The organism is Siccibacter colletis (genome assembly GCF_025914095.1).
In the GTDB taxonomy this organism is placed as follows: domain Bacteria; phylum Pseudomonadota; class Gammaproteobacteria; order Enterobacterales; family Enterobacteriaceae; genus Siccibacter; species Siccibacter colletis.
The window spans coordinates 2,754,672-2,770,852 of the sequence record NZ_CP074352.1; the positions used below are offsets into that span (position 1 = coordinate 2,754,672).

A 16,181-nucleotide genomic window follows, 5' to 3' on the forward strand; every position below is an offset into this window, starting at 1 on the left:
TATGAGCGCTCCGCTGCTGTCCATTGAAAATTTATCGATTGCCTTTCGCCAGAACGGCGTTGAGCGCCAGGTGGTGCACGACCTGTCGCTCAGCGTTGATGCTGGCGAGACGCTGGCGCTGGTGGGGGAATCCGGCTCCGGCAAAAGCGTGACCGCGCTGTCGGTGCTGCGGCTGCTGCCTTCCCCGCCGGTAGCGTATCCGCAGGGCAGCATTCGCTTTCGCGGCCAGTCGCTGCTCGACGCCGAGGAGCGCACTCTGCGCGGTGTGCGCGGTAACCAGATTGCCATGATCTTTCAGGAGCCGATGGTATCGCTCAACCCGCTGCACCCCCTGGAAAAGCAGCTCTGTGAAGTGCTCTCCCTGCATCGCGGTATGCGCCGGGAAGCGGCCCGCGCCGAGATCCTTACCTGTCTCGATCGGGTGGGCATTCGCACGCCACGCGCCCGGCTCAACGACTATCCGCATCAGCTTTCCGGCGGGGAGCGCCAGCGGGTGATGATCGCCATGGCGCTGCTGACGCGTCCGGCCCTGCTGATTGCCGACGAGCCAACCACCGCGCTGGACGTCTCGGTCCAGGCGCAGATCCTTACCCTGCTGGCGGAACTGAAGCAGGAGCTGAACATGGGGCTGCTGTTTATCACCCATAACCTGACGCTGGTGCGCCGCATCGCCGATAACGTGGCGGTGATGCACAACGGACGCTGCGTGGAGCGTAATACCCGTCAGGCGCTGTTCAACGCCCCGCAGCACGACTACACCCGGCGGCTACTGGCGGCGGAACCGGATGGCGAGCCCGTCCCGCTGGCAGCGGACGCCCGCGTGCTGCTGGAGGTACGCAACCTTAGCGTCGCCTTCGCGATCAGGAAAGGTGTACTGCGTCGCACCGTCGGACATCATCACGCGCTGAAGCAGCTCAACATCACCCTGCGCGCCGGAGAGAGTCTCGGGCTGGTGGGCGAGTCCGGCTCCGGAAAAAGCACGACCGGGCTGGCGCTGCTGCGGCTCATCCAGTCCGGGGGCGACATCATTTTTGACGGACAGCCGCTGCACCAGATGAACCGCAAGCAGCTGTTGCCGCTGCGCCACCGCATCCAGGTGGTGTTCCAGGACCCGAACTCGTCGCTTAACCCGCGGCTTGACGTGCAGCAGATTATTGCCGAAGGGTTACGCGTGCATCAGCCGTCGCTTGATGCGGCGGCTCGCGAGGCGGCCGTGATCAGCGTAATGCAGGAAGTGGGGCTTGATCCCGAGACGCGCCATCGTTACCCGGCGGAGTTTTCCGGCGGCCAGCGTCAGCGCATCGCCATTGCGCGCGCCCTGATCCTCAAACCGGAACTGATCATTCTGGATGAGCCGACATCATCGCTCGATCGCTCGGTGCAGGCCCAGATCCTTACCTTACTGAAAGCGCTGCAGGCGCGTCACGGCCTGGCGTATATCTTTATCAGCCATGATTTACAGGTCGTACGTTCGCTGTGCCATCAGGTCGCAGTGCTGCGCCAGGGCGAGGTAGTTGAACAGGGGAAATGCGACGAGATCTTCACCTCGCCGGGCGCGGAGTACACGCGAGAGCTGCTCGCGCTGCGCTAGATCAGACAGGGTTGTTGGCAGAGAAGCTTTCGGCGATTGCCACGCCAAAGTTTTTTAACCGCCCGGTTGCGGCGAATTCGTCCTGGCGTTTGACGAACAGGCAGGGTTCGCCCTCGCACTCCAGCACCGAACACTCTACGGCGATATCGCTCAGCGCCTGGCTCAGCTTCTGCATCACCACCCAGGCATTTTCGCCGTCGGCGCTCAGCAGTTTCAGCGCGATAAGGCTGTTATCGCCGGCCTGGCCGTTTTGCGGAATCGGTTCGACTTTAGTGCCTGCGGAACCCGCCAGCCAACGAAAGCTCTGCGGCAAGCGATGGACGATGGAGAGTTGTAACGTATTCAAAATGGTGTCCCCGGATATCATAAAAACAGCTCATCATGCGCGCGGCAAAGTTAATACAATGTTGCATTAATGTTCAACATTCGCAACATTTTTGCTCACCAGCCACAGCACATTTCGCGTTACCCTTTCACTATCAGGGTTTTATTTTTGTGCTCTGGCACGCATTTTCGCGCTATATGTAACGCGTTCTGAGCGCTAACTCAACCTTTTTCACCTACAAATTTATGACTTTTTACTGCCAGCGCTTTTACATTCAGGAAACAAATTAATCGATTCGCTATCATCACCGGCAGCAAAAAGGGGACCGCTGGTCCCCTGAAATCGACAGGCTGTTGCTTCAGGCTGTGCGCTTCGGCCGACTGGCGTACAGGTAGAAGAAGATCGAGCAGCTGGCGCAGATGGCAATGGAGAGCAGCATCGGCCAGGCGGTGGTAAAGGTTGCCAGCGACAGCAGCGCGCCGGTAATCGCCCCGATGCCGAAGCGGAAGGTGCCTGCCAGGGACGACGCGGTTCCGGCCATATGCGGAAACTCGTCAAGAATGACCGCCATGGCATTGGACGCCACCATTGAGATACAGCCGACAAACACCGCGATACCCAGCACCAGCGTCCAGAATCCGACGTCCAGCAGTGCCGTTACCACCATCCATATCGCCATCACAAACTGTATCCACAGCCCGGTGCGAAACATGTTCAGCGCCCCGACGCGGCGCACGAAGCGGCTGTTGATGATGGTCATGATGAACAGGAACACGATATTCAGCGCAAAGTAATAGCCGAAGTGCTGGGGCGAAACGTGATTCAGCTCGATGTAAACAAACGGCCCGGCGCTGAGGAACGAGAACATCGCCGCAAAGCTGAAGCCGCTCGCCAGCATGTAGCTCAGCACGCGCTTGTGGCGGAACAGCACGGCGAAGTTACCCACCGTGGTGCGCAGGTGAAACTTCTGACGCTTCTCCACCGGCAGGGTTTCGTGGATCAGGAAGTAGATCATGCCGCAGGCCAGCAGCGCCATCACCGCGAGGATCCAGAAGATATAGTGCCAGGTAAACCACACCAGCACTGCGCCCCCGACCATCGGCGCCACCAGCGGCGCAACGGTAGTGACCAGCATGACGAACGACATCATGCGCGAGAACTCCTCTTTCGGGTAGATATCGCGCATCAGGGCGTTGATCACCACGCTCGCCGCCGCTGCCGCCAGACCGTGCACGAAGCGCATGGCGATCAGCTGGTCAATGGTGCTGGAAAGCGCGCAGGCCATCGCGGCAAAAGCAAACACCAGCGTGCCGCCCAGCACCACCGGCTTGCGGCCAAAGCTGTCGGCCATCGGACCGTAAAACAGCTGTCCCACTGCAAAGCCCAGGATATAGGTGCTGAGGGTCATCTGCGCGCTGCCCGCCGGTACGCCGTACTCGTTGGCAATAACCGGCAGCGCCGGAAGATACATGTCGATCGACAGCGGCATCAGCATGGCCAGCAGGCCAAGAATAAATACAATCCCCAGCGATGAATTCTGCCTGGATGTCACAGTGTTCTCCTGAATTAACGTGTAGGCGTAATGGCGAGAGCAATCTCTTCGTCGGTCAGCGGGCGGTATTCACCGGGTTCCAGTTCCGGGTCGAGCACCACCTCACCGATACGCTCGCGGTGCAGCCCGACGACGTGGTTACCCACCGCCGCGAACATGCGTTTCACCTGGTGGTAGCGCCCTTCGCTGATGGTTACCCGCGCTTCGGTCGGGGTGATGATCTCAAGCGTCGCTGGCTTAGTGAGATCTTTTTCATTGTGCAGCTGAATACCTGCCGCGAACTGCGCCACGGTTTCGTCGCTCAGCGGCGCATCCAGGGTCACCAGATAGGTTTTCTCACAGTGGTGGCGCGGAGAAGTAATGCGGTGCGACCACTGGCCATCATCGGTAAGCAGCACCAGGCCGGTGGTATCGATATCCAGACGCCCTGCGGCATGCAGCTTGTACGCCATCGGCTCCTCAATGAAATAGAGGATGGTCGGATGATCTGGATCGTCGGTGGAGCAGACGTAGCCTTCTGGCTTGTTGAGCATGAAATAGCGCGGGCCGCGCTGCTGTGCCAGCGTATTGCCCTCGTAGGCCACCTCGTGCTCGGGCAGAATTTTGAAGGCGCTGTCTCTGACGATGTCGCCGTCTACGGTGACGCGGCTGGCGCGGATTTCACGCGCGGCCAGTGCGCGGCTGATTTCGAGCTGTTGAGAAATAAACTTATCGAGTCGCATTAAATCTGATTGCCTGTTGCGCGTTTCGCTGTGTCGGAGGGGCAAAACGCTGAAAAGAAGAAGGTATAAGGAGTAACGCGTCCAGTATAACGAGACTGGGATTGCTCACAAGGCAAAAGCCATATTTCCCTGGCTTTTCATGCCATAATGGCACGGTGTGATCATTATTACGGTTTGAGATGTCTTTTACTCTTCGCCCCTATCAGCGCGACGCGGTGGACGCCACCCTGCGCTACTTCCGTCAACATCAGACGCCTGCGGTTATTGTTCTGCCCACCGGGGCGGGAAAAAGTCTGGTTATCGCCGAGCTGGCCCGGGTCGCACGCGGGCGCGTGCTGGTGCTGGCGCACGTCAAAGAGCTGGTGGCGCAAAACCACGCCAAATACCAGGCGCTGGGACTGGAAGCAGACATCTACGCCGCTGGCCTGTCGCGTAAAGAGAGCCAGGGCAAAGTGGTGTTCGGCAGCGTGCAGTCGGTGGCGCGTAACCCCGACCATTTTCAGGGCGCGTTCTCCCTGCTGATCGTCGATGAGTGCCACCGCATCAGCGATGACGACGACAGCCAGTACCAGCAGATCCTTGCCCATCTGCGCAAGGCCAATCCGCAGCTGCGCCTGCTGGGGCTGACCGCGACGCCCTACCGCCTCGGCAAAGGCTGGATCTATCAGTTCCACTACCACGGCATGGTGCGCGGCGATGCGAAAGCGCTGTTCCGGGACTGCATCTACGAGCTGCCGCTGCGCTATATGATTAAGCACGGCTATCTGACGCCGCCGGAGCGCCTTGATATGCCGGTGGTGCAGTATGATTTCAGCCGTCTGACGGCCCAGTCCAACGGACTGTTCAGCGAGGCAGACCTAAACCGCGAACTGAAAAACCAGAAGCGCATCACGCCCCATATCATCAGCCAGATTATGGAGTTCGCTCAGGCGCGCAAAGGGGTGATGATTTTTGCCGCCACCGTGGAGCACGCGCGGGAAATCACCGGCCTGCTGCCAACCGATGAAGCCGCGCTGATCACCGGCGATACGCCCGGGCCGGTACGCGATGAGCTGGTTGAAGCATTCAAAGCCCAACGCTATCGCTATCTGGTGAACGTGTCGGTGCTGACCACCGGGTTTGACGCACCGCACGTCGACCTGATCGCAATTCTGCGCCCTACCGAATCGGTCAGCCTGTACCAGCAGATCGTCGGACGCGGCCTGCGCCTCGCGCCGGGCAAAACCGACTGTCTGATCCTCGACTACGCCGGTAACCCGCACGATCTCTACACCCCGGAAGTGGGCAGCCCGAAAGGGAAAAGCGATAACGTCCCGGTGCAGGTGTTCTGCCCGGCCTGCGGCTTCGCCAACACCTTTTGGGGAAAGACCACCGCGGACGGCACGCTGCTCGAACACTTTGGACGCCGCTGCCAGGGCTGGTTTGAGGATGACGACGGCACGCGCGAGCAGTGCGACTACCGCTTCCGCTTTAAGAACTGCCCGAACTGCAATGCGGAAAACGACATTGCGGCCCGCCGCTGCCGCGAGTGCGACCAGGTGCTGGTTGACCCTGACGATATGTTGAAAGCCGCGCTGAAACTGAAAGACGCGCTGGTGCTGCGCTGCGGCGGTATGGCGCTGGCGAGCGGCGCCGACGATAAGGGCGAGTGGCTGAACGTCACCTATTATGATGAAGAGGGTGCCGACGTCAGCGAACGCTTCCGGTTGACCACCCCGGCACAGCGCACCGCCTTTGAGCAGCTGTTTATCCGCCCGCATACCCGCACGCCCGGTGTACCGCTGGCGTGGAAAACCGCCGCGGACATTCAGCGGCAGCAGGCCTTGCTGCGCCATCCCGACTTTGTGGTCGCGCGTAAAAAAGGTCACTACTGGCAGGTACGCGAGAAGGTGTTCGACTACCGGGGGCGTTTCCGGCGCGCCAATGAATTGCGCGGCTGAGGCTGTTTTCGTTGCTGCTGCCTGAAAACAAAGCTATAATGCCGCCCGCTTTTGCATCCGCAAAGCAGAACAATCGCCTGTTGCTGGGTCGCCTGTAACAGGTTTTTTATTTGAAGAGAGACAGCAATGTTCACTATCGAAGCACAAGCACGTAAAGAGCAGGGTAAGGGTGCGAGCCGCCGCCTGCGCACAGCGAACAAGTTCCCGGCCATCATCTATGGTGGTTCTGAAGCGGCAATCGCCATCGAACTGGATCACGACAAAGTAATGAACATGCAGGCGAAGCCTGAGTTCTACTCTGAAGTTCTGACCATCGCTGTTGACGGTAAAGAAATCAAAGTTAAAGTTCAGGCTGTACAGCGTCACCCGTACAAACCTAAACTGGCCCACGTGGACTTCGTTCGCGCGTAAGTGCAGATGAAACCAGAAAAAACGCCGCTTATGCGGCGTTTTTTTATGGCTGAATCAGGGCGGCGCACCGCCCGGTGTTATTTGCCTGAGGTGCGGCGCTGAAGCTGATCGCGCAGGTTCGGCGGCGTACCCTTGATGGTCAGGGTATCGGTGGCCGGGTCCCAGAAAATGCGCTCGCCCAGCAGCATGGCATCGAAATTGATGGTCAGACCGCCGCCGCTACCGGCGTATTTAGTGAGCTGACGTAGAGTGCTGCGATCCGCCGGGAACGTCTCTTCCAGCTCATAACCCTGATCGGCAGTAAACTCCTGGAAATTTTTCTCGCCAAAGCTCGGCAGCTCTTTTGCCAGCTCGGAAAGCGCAATCTCCTCCCCCGCCTGAAGCTGCTCGCTGCAGTAGCTGTACACCTGCTGACGCACGTTCTGGCGCTCGTTTTTATCGAGCTGCGCTTCCGCGGTGTAGTCGTCCACCGCCTGTAACAGGCCGCGGTTCTGCGCTTTGGTATCCAGCCCTTCGCTGGCACCGAGGAAATCCATAAAGAAGTCGGACACCTTGCGCCCCACGCGCCCTTTCAGGAACGTCAGGTAGCGGGTCGATTCCGGGTTGGTTTCCCACTCGGTGAGATCGATACGCGCCACGATATCGGCATGGGCGATGTCCAGATAGTGCGTCGAACTGATATCCAGATTCTCATTCACGCGCATGCTGCTGAGGTTCGTCAGCACCGCAACCAGCAGATATTCCACCGCCAGATAGCGATAGTGGCAGAACAGCACCACCCCGCCGTCGGCAAACGGGTATTTCGCCAGCTCGTCGCGCAGACGCGCCGTCGCCGCACGGCTGAACGGCAGAAAATCTTCTTCACCCTGGCGGTGCAGACGCAGGGTCTGCGCCAGCTCGCTCTCTTCCGCGAACAGGCCGTAGGCTTTACTTTTGGCGCTATAAACCCGGTGCAGCTCCGCCATCATCTCTTCTACGGCGGCGCTGGTTTCCAGCAATGAATCGCGCAAGACCAGCTCAAGGTTCTGCTCATCACGTTTGATAAGCTGGTGTATGGCAATCTGGTTGATATCCAGACTCATGATAAACTCTCCTTTCAGACCGGGCGGTATTCAACCACCGCCCGTCGCCTTGTGCAACCGTTGATAAAAATGCGGAAAAAATGCCTCTGCTACGGTAAGATGTCGGACTTTCTTCACAAACTGATTTTGAGTTATGCCACAACAATCCCGCTATAGTGACGAACACGTCGAACAACTGCTGAGTGAACTGGCGCAGGTGCTGGAAAAGCATCAGACGCCGACCGACCTTTCCCTGATGGTACTGGGCAATATGGTCACGAACCTTATCAACACCAGCGTATCCTCCGCACAACGTCAGGCGATCGCCCGTTCGTTCGCCCAGGCCTTGCAGTCTTCCATTCACGAAGACAGCAAGCACTAAGGGATATTAACGACTCGTTATGGTGACTAACCGCCAGCGCTACCGTGAAAAAGTCTCCCAGATGATTAGCTGGGGGCACTGGTTCGCCCTGTTCAACATTCTGGTTGCCATAGCGCTGGGAAGTCGCTACCTGTTCATCGCTGACTGGCCGACGACCCTGACGGGCCGGGTATTCTCCTGGGTCAGCCTGATGGGCCACTTCAGCTTTCTGGTCTTCGCCGGTTACCTGCTGATCCTGTTCCCGCTCACCTTCGTGGTGATGTCGCAGCGGCTGATGCGCTTCCTCTCCGCCGCTTTTGCCACCGCCGGCATGACGCTGCTGCTTATCGACAGCGAAGTCTTTACCCGTTTCCACCTGCACCTCAATCCGGTGGTGTGGGAACTGGTGATAAACCCCGATCAGAGCGAAATGGCCCGCGACTGGCAGCTGATGTTTATCGGCGTGCCGATCCTGCTGCTGATCGAAATGCTGTTCGCCACCTGGAGCTGGCAGAAGCTGCGCAGCCTGAGTCGCCGCCGTCATTACGCCCGCCCGGTAGCGACGCTGTTTTTCGTCTCGTTTGTGGCCTCGCACTTGATGTATATCTGGGCCGACGCCAACTTCTACCGTCCGATCACCATGCAGCGCGCCAACCTGCCGCTCTCCTACCCGATGACCGCGCGCCGCTTTCTTGAGAAGCACGGCCTGCTGGATGCTCAGGAGTACCAGCGTCGTCTGGTGGAACAGGGCAACCCGGAAGCGGTATCGGTACAGTATCCGCTCAGCGACTTGCGCTATCGCGACATGGGCACCGGGCATAACGTTCTGCTGATCACCATCGATGGCCTGAACTATTCGCGCTACGAGAAGCTGATGCCAAACCTGGCACAGTTCGCCGGGCAGAACATCAGCTTTACCCAGCATATGAGTGCCGGTAACTACAGCGATAACGGCATCTTCGGCCTGTTCTACGGTATCTCCCCGGCCTATATGGACGGCGTGCTCTCGGCGCGCATTCCGGCAGCGCTGATCACCGCGTTGAACCAGCAGGGTTACCAGCTCGGCCTGTTCTCGTCGGACGGCTTCAACAGTGCGCTCTATCGACAGGCCCTGCTCTCCGACTTCTCGCTGCCGACGGCGAAACCGCAAAGCGATGCTCAGACCGCCGGGCAGTGGATCAACTGGCTCGATAAATACGCAACGGAAGATAACCGCTGGTTCTCATGGGTCTCCTTCAACGGCACAACGCTTGACGGCGACAGCAACCAGCAGAACTTTACCCGTCGCTATGGCCGGGCGGCACAGAACGTTGACGGGCAGATTTCCCGTGTGCTGGAGGCCTTAAAAGCCGCCGGTAAGTTTGATAATACCGTGGTGATTATCACCGCCGGACGCGGCGTGCCGCTTGACGACGCGCGCGACAGCTTCGCCTGGGATCGTTCGCGCATTCAGGTTCCGCTGGTGATCCACTGGCCGGGTACGCCTGCGCAGAGCATCAGCAAACTCACGCAGCATCAGGATGTGATGACGACCCTGATGATGCGCCTGCTGCATGTCAGCACGTCGCCGGGGGAATACTCTCAGGGTGAAGATCTGTTTGCCGCGACGCGCAAAAATAACTGGGCCATCGGTGCCGACAGCAACACGCTGGCGGTGACCACCCCGCAGATGACGCTGGTGCTGGATAACAACGGCAACTACCGCACCTGGGACGAGAGCGGTCATCGGCTTGATGACGATAAACCGCAGCTCGGGCTGCTGCTGCAGGTGCTGACCGATGAAAAACGGTTTATCGCTAACTGATTGATTAATTATAATCCAGTCAGTTTGCCGTACCCTTGCAATCGGTCGGGAAATGGGTAGTATTAGCCTCCACGTGTCGGCACGTAGCGCAGCCTGGTAGCGCACTGTCATGGGGTGTCAGGGGTCGGAGGTTCAAATCCTCTCGTGCCGACCAAAAATCCTTAAAAAGGGCTTATCATTTCGATAAGCCCTTTTTTATTGCCGCGTCACACTCGCTTCAAACCTTCGCTGGCGTAACGCGCCTCATCACATCACCCACAAAGCCGCCAGCACCGCCAGCACCGCCAGCACCGCCAGCCAGAACACTACACAAACGAGACACAGGAAAAGTACCGAGAAGCGATACAGGAAATCGATCATTTATCACTCTTCAGCTGCGAGATCCTGATCTCCCTGATGCAGCGCTGATTCACAAGCAGCAGGGCATACACAGAAACTGCTATCACAAAAGCAATCCCGATAAAGCCCCAGCTGTCGAACAGTGCGGTACTGCCACTCAGGCTACAGATGGCAAGGCCGCCCATATAGATAGCCAGCCAAAGAAAAGCGAATAATTTCATCTGCTATCATCCAACGAAAAGCCCCTCTGATGGGGGCTATCATCAACCATTACATGTGGAATCCGTGACCCGCTCCGGTATGCCCGCCGAACGCATGGTCATGGGCGTTATCACCACCCGTGCCTGTGCCGTGATCACCACGAGAGCCACCATTCGTTGCCCCATCATGACCGCCTTTAACAGAGGGATGGAAAGCAGAATTGAATGCTACCTGAACCTGGGTGCCCGGCTTGAGCGTGCTGGCCTTAACCCTACCTGCAGGCGTATTTACCAGCGTATCCGGCTTCAGGCTGGAGACATTTACATTGATGGTATTAGCGGCATCGTATCGTTTGTTGTGGGCTGCTAATTCTTTTGCCTGTGCGAGAGCGTTGGTCTGGATTTCTGTACGGGCACGCTGTGCTGCCTCAAGCTCTGCAGCAGTTTTGGCCTGAGTCATGCCAAAAGATTTCACTTGTGATGCGGTTACCTGCTCGCGCTCGACACCTGACCATACAGAACCATAGTCATCTTTCACGGAATAGGAGCCATCAGTAGCCTGGGCAACGATTTGGCCACCTGTAAAATCAACTGTTGCGTTTGCATTCCCGGCAGCAAACCAGGCCAAAGTGCTCAAAGACAGCACCACGATTTTTGTACAATTAATAAACATAAAATGTGCCTCAAGGGGTAACCGTTGCATGAGTAACAACGTCTTTCTGATTGATGGTCAGGTTAATGGCGTACTTCCCTTTCACCCATTTGAGTGGCGCAGGGTTAGTGAATCCGTACCCATTCAGCGCTTCGTATGCTGCATCCGTCGGTTGATTGAGAACGGAGTCGCGCAGAAATGCGCTGATCTGCTGGCGCTCGGTATTGGTGTTTTGCATTTTCGTTTGGTGAATATCGCAGCCTTGTAACTCAGTAATCTGAGTACAGCCGGAGCGCTCAAGCTGGGCGCGATATTTAGCACTAATGGCATGTGATGGCGTGGCAACGACGGCGAGAAGGGCCAATATATAGACTGTGTTTCTAAGTTTCATTTGGTGATATTTCCGGAGGTCAACTATTCATGTTGCTAATATAGCAACGCTTCAGGATGTGATATTGATCACAATCAAGTCTGTTGGTCGTGGCGTTAAACCGCCGAAATCACCCTCCGAATCACCTGCTGGCACGGCATATATCTTTAGCAGTTAGTGCGATATCTTTACATTTAACCGTCATAAACCACTGACAAAAAATCCTCTGCTATAATAAAACCTAAGCAAAACAACCAATAGAGAGGATGGATATGAAAAAGACACTGATCATTCCGTTAGCCGCACTGCTGGCGGTAACCGCACTGTCAGGTTGTACGCGCACAAGCTACGCTATCCACACAACGGACGGGCGTACCATCATCAGCGATGGCAAACCAAAAGAGTCTGATGCTGGCCTGCTGGGCTATACCGATGCGAACGGCGTGAAGCAGCAGATCAACAAAACCGAAGTCGAGAAAGTGGCGGAAGTGCCGCACTGATCGTCGAAGCCCCTGCGGGGGCTTTTACTTACCCTCCATACATCCCTTCAACTAACTCCCAACAAACAGCCTGAAACGCCATCGATATTTCATTAACCAGTTTTTTACACCTAAAAATATCGTAAATCTGAATTAATCCATTAAGACCGTATGGTAATCTTTCAGCACGATGAATTTGCTTTAAGGAACCACGATGAAACATGCACTGATGCTGATTATCGCTGCCTGCGCCAGCGGTGCCGCATGGGCTGACACCCTCCCCGCTTCGGCGTCTCAGCCGCTTGAGAAAATCGCGCCTTATCCGGCGGCGGAAAAAGGCATGAAGCGCGTGGCGATTGCTCTGCCTGCGCTGGAGAACGAACAGAATTACAAAGTAGAACTGCTGCCCGGTAAAACCATGGGCGTGGACTGCAACCAGCACCGCATGGGCGGCACGCTGGAGACGAAAACCCTGGAGGGCTGGGGCTATGACTATTACCAGCTGAGCCGCGTCAGCGCGCCGGCATCCACCATGATGGCCTGCCCGAAAAACGAGAAAACGCAGAAGTTTGTGCCGGTACAGCTCGGCGATAAGGCTATGCTGCGCTACAACAGCAAGCTGCCGATCGTGGTCTATGCGCCGGAGAATATTGAGGTGAAGTATCGGGTGTGGAAAGCGGATGAGACGCTGCAGAGCGCCGTTGAACGATAAGCATAAAAAAACCCCGCCGCAGCGGGGTTTTTTGTCAGTTACAGCGCGATATCAGATACCGCGTTAACTTCCTGGTCCGGCATTTTGCCTTCCGGCTTCGGCGCCGGAGAGACCGCTTTCGGCGCTTCGTATTTCAGGCCCAGTACGCGGCTGGTGTTTTCCAGTTCACGTTCCGTGGCTTCAACGTTGCCGTTCAGCTTAGTGCCATAAGACGGGATGATGGTTTTCAGCTTCGCCTGCCACTCTGGGGTCGCAACCTTGTCTTTAAACACTTTTTCCATCAGGTGCAGCATGATCGGTGCCGCAGTAGACGCGCCCGGTGATGCACCCAGCAGCGCGGCAACGGTGCCGTCTTTGTCGCTGACGACTTCAGTACCCAGGCGCAGCACGCCGCCCTTCTCTTCATCACGTTTGATGATCTGCACGCGCTGACCCGCCTGCCACAGACGCCAGTCTTCTTTCTTCGCCTGCGGGTAGTATTCCTGCAGCGCTTCGAAACGCTCGTCGTCAGACAGCATGACCTGGCTAATCAGGTATTTCACCAGATCGAAGTTATCCAGGCCTACGTTTACCATCGGCATGAAGTTCGAGGTGGTGGTCGCGCTCATCAGATCCCACAGGGAACCGTTTTTCAGGAACTTGGTTGAGAAGGTCGCGAACGGCCCGAACAGAACCACGCGCTTGCCGTCCAGCATACGGGTATCAATGTGCGGAACCGACATCGGTGGCGCACCCACTGAAGCCTGACCGTAGACTTTCGCCAGGTGACGGTTAACCACTTCCGGGTTCTCAGACACCAGGAACTGACCGCCGACCGGGAAGCCTGCATAGTTTTCAGCTTCCGGAATACCGGTTTCCTGCAGCAGTTTCAGCGCCGCGCCGCCCGCACCGATGAAGACGAATTTCGCCTTGATGGTACGTTCCTGCTCGTTGTTTTTCAGATCGGCAACGGTCACAGTCCAGGACTTGTCGTCGTTACGCTTGAAGCCGCGCACTTCGGTGCTGAGCTGCAGATCGAACTTATCGTTCTTCTTCAGAGAGGCGACCAGCTGACGGGTGATTTCGCCGTAGTTAACGTCGGTACCGATTTCAGTACGGGTGGCAGCGACTTTCTGGTTCGGGTCGCGACCTTCCATTACCAGCGGTGCCCACTGCTTGATCTGCGCGTGATCTTCAGAGTAGAGCATGCCGCGGAACAGGGAGCTTTTCTGCAGAGCGGCATAGCGCGCGCGCAGGAAGTTCACGTTCTGATCGCCCCACACGAAGCTCATGTGCGGTACGGTATTGATAAAGGTTTTCGGGTTGGTCAGCACGCCCAGGTTGACCTGGTGCGCCCAGAACTGACGGGAGATCTGGAAGGCTTCGTTGATCTCAACCGCTTTCTCGATGCTGATGCTGCCGTCGGAGTTCTGCGGGGTGTAGTTCAGCTCCATCAGGGCTGAGTGGCCGGTCCCGGCGTTGTTCCAGCCGTTAGAGCTCTCTTCCGCCACGCCGTCCAGACGCTCAACCATGGTCATCGACCAGTCCGGCTCCAGCTCGTGCAGGTAGGTGCCGAGGGTGGCACTCATGACGCCGCCGCCGATGAGCAGAACGTCGGTTTGCTCTTCTTGCGCTGCGTTAGCCATTCCGGTAAACAGTCCGGTTCCCATCGCTGCCGCGAAGAGAATGGCAGATAAGTTTTTCATATTCATAGCCTTATCGCTTTCTTCTGGCCTTATTCAGGCGCTTATATGGTCTTTGCAGGTGAAAGTTGTCGCCGCAGCCACGCGCACGCGCGGCCTGGATACGCTGACATTTCCATACTTAAGGGGGGGTAAAGTTAACACTACCAGGAAAAGATTGAAATAATGTTTAAAAATTAAATTAATATTTGTCTTAAGTTGTTAATCCGTTGTTTTTATACGTATTTGCGGCTGCGCCTGAAAGTGATTGCGCTAATGAACTGATATAAAAGCAATAATCCTGTTAATGGACATAGCGATAAATGCACTTTTAGCGCGAAAAAACTGTGACACAGATAACAGTAGCGTGATTTGTTGCAGACTTGTAAGATAACGCGCGCCGCGCCAGCGCGGCCTCTTCGTTGCCTTCACTGCGGCAATATTGACTGATAACTACCCACTCCCTGCGAAAATAATATGTCTGAAAACAATATCGCTGCGGTTGCTACCGTCCTGCGTTCGCCACGTCTGCTGGTGAGAGAGACCCTGGCTGGCGTGATCACTGCCCTGGCGCTGATCCCGGAAGTGATCTCCTTCTCCGTTATTGCCGGTGTCGATCCGAAAGTCAGCCTTATCGCCTCGGTGGTGCTGTGTCTGGCGATGTCCGTACTCGGCGGTCGCCCGGCGATGGTGACTGCCGCTGCCGGCTCGGTGGCGCTGGTGATTGGCCCGATGGTGCATCAGCACGGCGTGGGCTACATCCTGCCGGCGGTCGTGCTGGCGGGCATTATCCAGATCCTGTTTGGCGTCTGCGGCCTGGCGCGCATGATGCGCTATATTCCGCGCTCGGTAATGACCGGGTTCGTTAATGCCCTCGGCATTCTTATCTTCTTCGCGCAGGTGCCGCACATCTGGGGCCAGTCACCGTTGGTATGGGGGCTGTTTGCCCTGACGCTGGTCATCGTGCTCGGCCTGCCTTACGTGACGAAAAGCGTTCCCTCCCCGCTGGTGGCTATCGTGGCGGTTACCGCTATCACCATGGGCTTCGGTCTGCTGACGCCCACCGTGGGCGACGAAGGGCCGATGCTGCCGGGTCTGCCAGGGCTGACCGAGCTGCTGGTGCCGCTAAACCTGCAAACCCTGCAGATCATCTGGCCGTGCGCCCTGAGCGTTGCCTTTGTCGGCCTGATGGAATCACTGCTCACTGCCAAGCTGGTGGATGAGATCACCGATACCCCGTCCAGCAAACGCCGCGAATGCTGGGGCCTCGGGGTAGCGAATATTTTTGCCGGCTTCTATGGCGGCATCGCCGGCTGCGCGATGATCGGCCAGACGATTGTTAACGTCGGGCTGGGTAAAGCGCGCTCCCGCGTCTCTACCGTTGCCGCCGGGCTGGTCCTGCTGCTGCTGGTGACGGTACTGAGCGAGATCATGGCGCAGATCCCGATGGTGGTGCTGGCGGGCATTATGATGATTGTGGCGGTGAAAACCCTCGACTGGCACAGCGTCAGGCCCGCCACCCTGAAGCATATGCCGGTGCCGGAAACCCTGGTGATGCTGGTGACGGTGGCCGCCACGGTGGCAACCGGAAATCTGGCAATTGGCGTGGCCGGCGGCGTGGTGTTTGCGATGGTGCTGTTCGCCCGCCGCGTGGCGCATGTGGTGCGCGCCGAGCGCGAACTGGCCGCGGACGGACAGAGCGTGCGCTACACCGTGCGCGGCCCGCTGTTCTTCGCCAGCAGCAACGACCTGTTCGAACACTTTAACTATGCGGACGATCCGGCGCAGGTCACTATCGACCTGACCCACGCCCAGATCTGGGACGCCTCTACCGTAGCGATGCTGGATGCAATTGAAACCCGCTATGCGCGTCATGATGCAACGGTGACCATCCAAGGCCTCGACCTGCGTAGCCGCGATTTCCACCAGCGCTTAAGCGGTAAAGTCTGATGCTCACGTCGGGTGCGCGAACTTACCCGCCCTACTGGACTGGCGGGTGTA

Annotated in this window: 16 protein-coding genes and 1 tRNA gene; 9 read left to right on the forward strand and 8 right to left on the reverse strand. The window is 57.4% G+C overall.

Translation table 11 applies throughout. The features are described from left to right. Position 1: 1 nt before the first annotated feature. Positions 2-1,591, forward strand: coding sequence for a microcin C ABC transporter ATP-binding protein YejF (gene yejF / locus KFZ77_RS13295; RefSeq protein WP_264384471.1), 1,590 nt, complete (start codon positions 2-4; stop codon positions 1,589-1,591). A 1-nt stretch (position 1,592) separates the two neighbouring features. Here yejF and KFZ77_RS13300 read toward each other — a convergent pair whose 3' ends face one another. The 3 genes from KFZ77_RS13300 to rsuA form a co-directional block, all read right to left on the reverse strand. Further along, complete coding sequence (locus KFZ77_RS13300) at positions 1,593-1,937, reverse strand: YejG family protein (RefSeq protein ID WP_031520666.1); 345 nt, start codon at positions 1,935-1,937, stop codon at positions 1,593-1,595. A gap of 337 nt (positions 1,938-2,274) precedes the next feature. Then, on the reverse strand, positions 2,275-3,468 hold the full coding sequence (locus KFZ77_RS13305; RefSeq protein ID WP_264384472.1) for a Bcr/CflA family multidrug efflux MFS transporter: 1,194 nt from the start codon (positions 3,466-3,468) through the stop codon (positions 2,275-2,277). 14 nt (positions 3,469-3,482) lie between these two features. Then, entirely contained in the window at positions 3,483-4,190 is a 708-nt protein-coding gene (rsuA, locus tag KFZ77_RS13310; RefSeq protein WP_264384473.1) for a 16S rRNA pseudouridine(516) synthase RsuA, read from the reverse strand. 179 nt (positions 4,191-4,369) lie between these two features. On the opposite strand from rsuA, the gene KFZ77_RS13315 reads away from it, so the two are divergent. Both KFZ77_RS13315 and rplY read left to right on the forward strand, forming a co-directional pair. Then, complete coding sequence (locus KFZ77_RS13315; protein WP_264384474.1) at positions 4,370-6,130, forward strand: DEAD/DEAH box helicase; 1,761 nt, start codon at positions 4,370-4,372, stop codon at positions 6,128-6,130. Positions 6,131-6,256: 126 nt separating this feature from the next. Then, positions 6,257-6,541, forward strand: a complete 285-nt coding sequence (rplY, locus tag KFZ77_RS13320; RefSeq protein ID WP_031520659.1) for a 50S ribosomal protein L25 — start codon at positions 6,257-6,259, stop codon at positions 6,539-6,541. A 77-nt stretch (positions 6,542-6,618) separates the two neighbouring features. On the opposite strand, the gene yejK is transcribed toward rplY, so the two are convergent. After that, on the reverse strand, positions 6,619-7,623 hold the full coding sequence (gene yejK / locus KFZ77_RS13325) for a nucleoid-associated protein YejK (RefSeq protein ID WP_264384475.1): 1,005 nt from the start codon (positions 7,621-7,623) through the stop codon (positions 6,619-6,621). A gap of 133 nt (positions 7,624-7,756) precedes the next feature. Between yejK and KFZ77_RS13330 the strand changes: the two genes are divergently transcribed. The 3 genes from KFZ77_RS13330 (at position 7,757) to KFZ77_RS13340 (ending at position 9,921) form a co-directional block, all read left to right on the forward strand. Beyond that, the gene (locus tag KFZ77_RS13330; RefSeq protein WP_024547518.1) at positions 7,757-7,984 is read left to right on the forward strand and encodes a YejL family protein; all 228 of its coding nucleotides are present in this window, start codon (positions 7,757-7,759) and stop codon (positions 7,982-7,984) included. A 19-nt stretch (positions 7,985-8,003) separates the two neighbouring features. Then, a complete protein-coding gene (gene yejM / locus KFZ77_RS13335; RefSeq protein ID WP_031520653.1) occupies positions 8,004-9,767 on the forward strand; it encodes an LPS biosynthesis-modulating metalloenzyme YejM in 1,764 nt (587 codons plus the stop codon). A gap of 77 nt (positions 9,768-9,844) precedes the next feature. Beyond that, positions 9,845-9,921 (forward strand) — tRNA-Pro (locus tag KFZ77_RS13340). Between the two features lie 202 nt (positions 9,922-10,123). On the opposite strand, the gene KFZ77_RS13345 is transcribed toward KFZ77_RS13340, so the two are convergent. The 3 genes from KFZ77_RS13345 to KFZ77_RS19760 are packed head-to-tail and all read right to left on the reverse strand — an operon-like array spanning position 10,124 to position 11,349. Continuing rightward, the gene (locus KFZ77_RS13345; RefSeq protein WP_264384476.1) at positions 10,124-10,327 is read right to left on the reverse strand and encodes a hypothetical protein; all 204 of its coding nucleotides are present in this window, start codon (positions 10,325-10,327) and stop codon (positions 10,124-10,126) included. A 49-nt stretch (positions 10,328-10,376) separates the two neighbouring features. Beyond that, on the reverse strand, positions 10,377-10,979 hold the full coding sequence (locus tag KFZ77_RS13350) for a hypothetical protein (RefSeq protein ID WP_264384477.1): 603 nt from the start codon (positions 10,977-10,979) through the stop codon (positions 10,377-10,379). A 10-nt stretch (positions 10,980-10,989) separates the two neighbouring features. Further along, complete coding sequence (locus KFZ77_RS19760; RefSeq protein ID WP_406678780.1) at positions 10,990-11,349, reverse strand: hypothetical protein; 360 nt, start codon at positions 11,347-11,349, stop codon at positions 10,990-10,992. Positions 11,350-11,600: 251 nt separating this feature from the next. Between KFZ77_RS19760 and KFZ77_RS13360 the strand changes: the two genes are divergently transcribed. Both KFZ77_RS13360 and eco read left to right on the forward strand, forming a co-directional pair. Continuing rightward, positions 11,601-11,828, forward strand: coding sequence for a YgdI/YgdR family lipoprotein (locus KFZ77_RS13360; RefSeq protein WP_031520648.1), 228 nt, complete (start codon positions 11,601-11,603; stop codon positions 11,826-11,828). A 193-nt stretch (positions 11,829-12,021) separates the two neighbouring features. Further along, entirely contained in the window at positions 12,022-12,519 is a 498-nt protein-coding gene (eco, locus tag KFZ77_RS13365) for a serine protease inhibitor ecotin (protein WP_264384478.1), read from the forward strand. 38 nt (positions 12,520-12,557) lie between these two features. On the opposite strand, the gene mqo is transcribed toward eco, so the two are convergent. Next, positions 12,558-14,204 (reverse strand): malate dehydrogenase (quinone), encoded by a 1,647-nt coding sequence (gene mqo / locus KFZ77_RS13370; RefSeq protein WP_031520645.1) that lies wholly within the window; start codon positions 14,202-14,204, stop codon positions 12,558-12,560. Between the two features lie 453 nt (positions 14,205-14,657). Here mqo and KFZ77_RS13375 point away from each other — a divergent pair, with 453 nt between their 5' ends. Beyond that, on the forward strand, positions 14,658-16,130 hold the full coding sequence (locus KFZ77_RS13375; RefSeq protein ID WP_031520644.1) for a SulP family inorganic anion transporter: 1,473 nt from the start codon (positions 14,658-14,660) through the stop codon (positions 16,128-16,130). Positions 16,131-16,181: the final 51 nt, after the last annotated feature.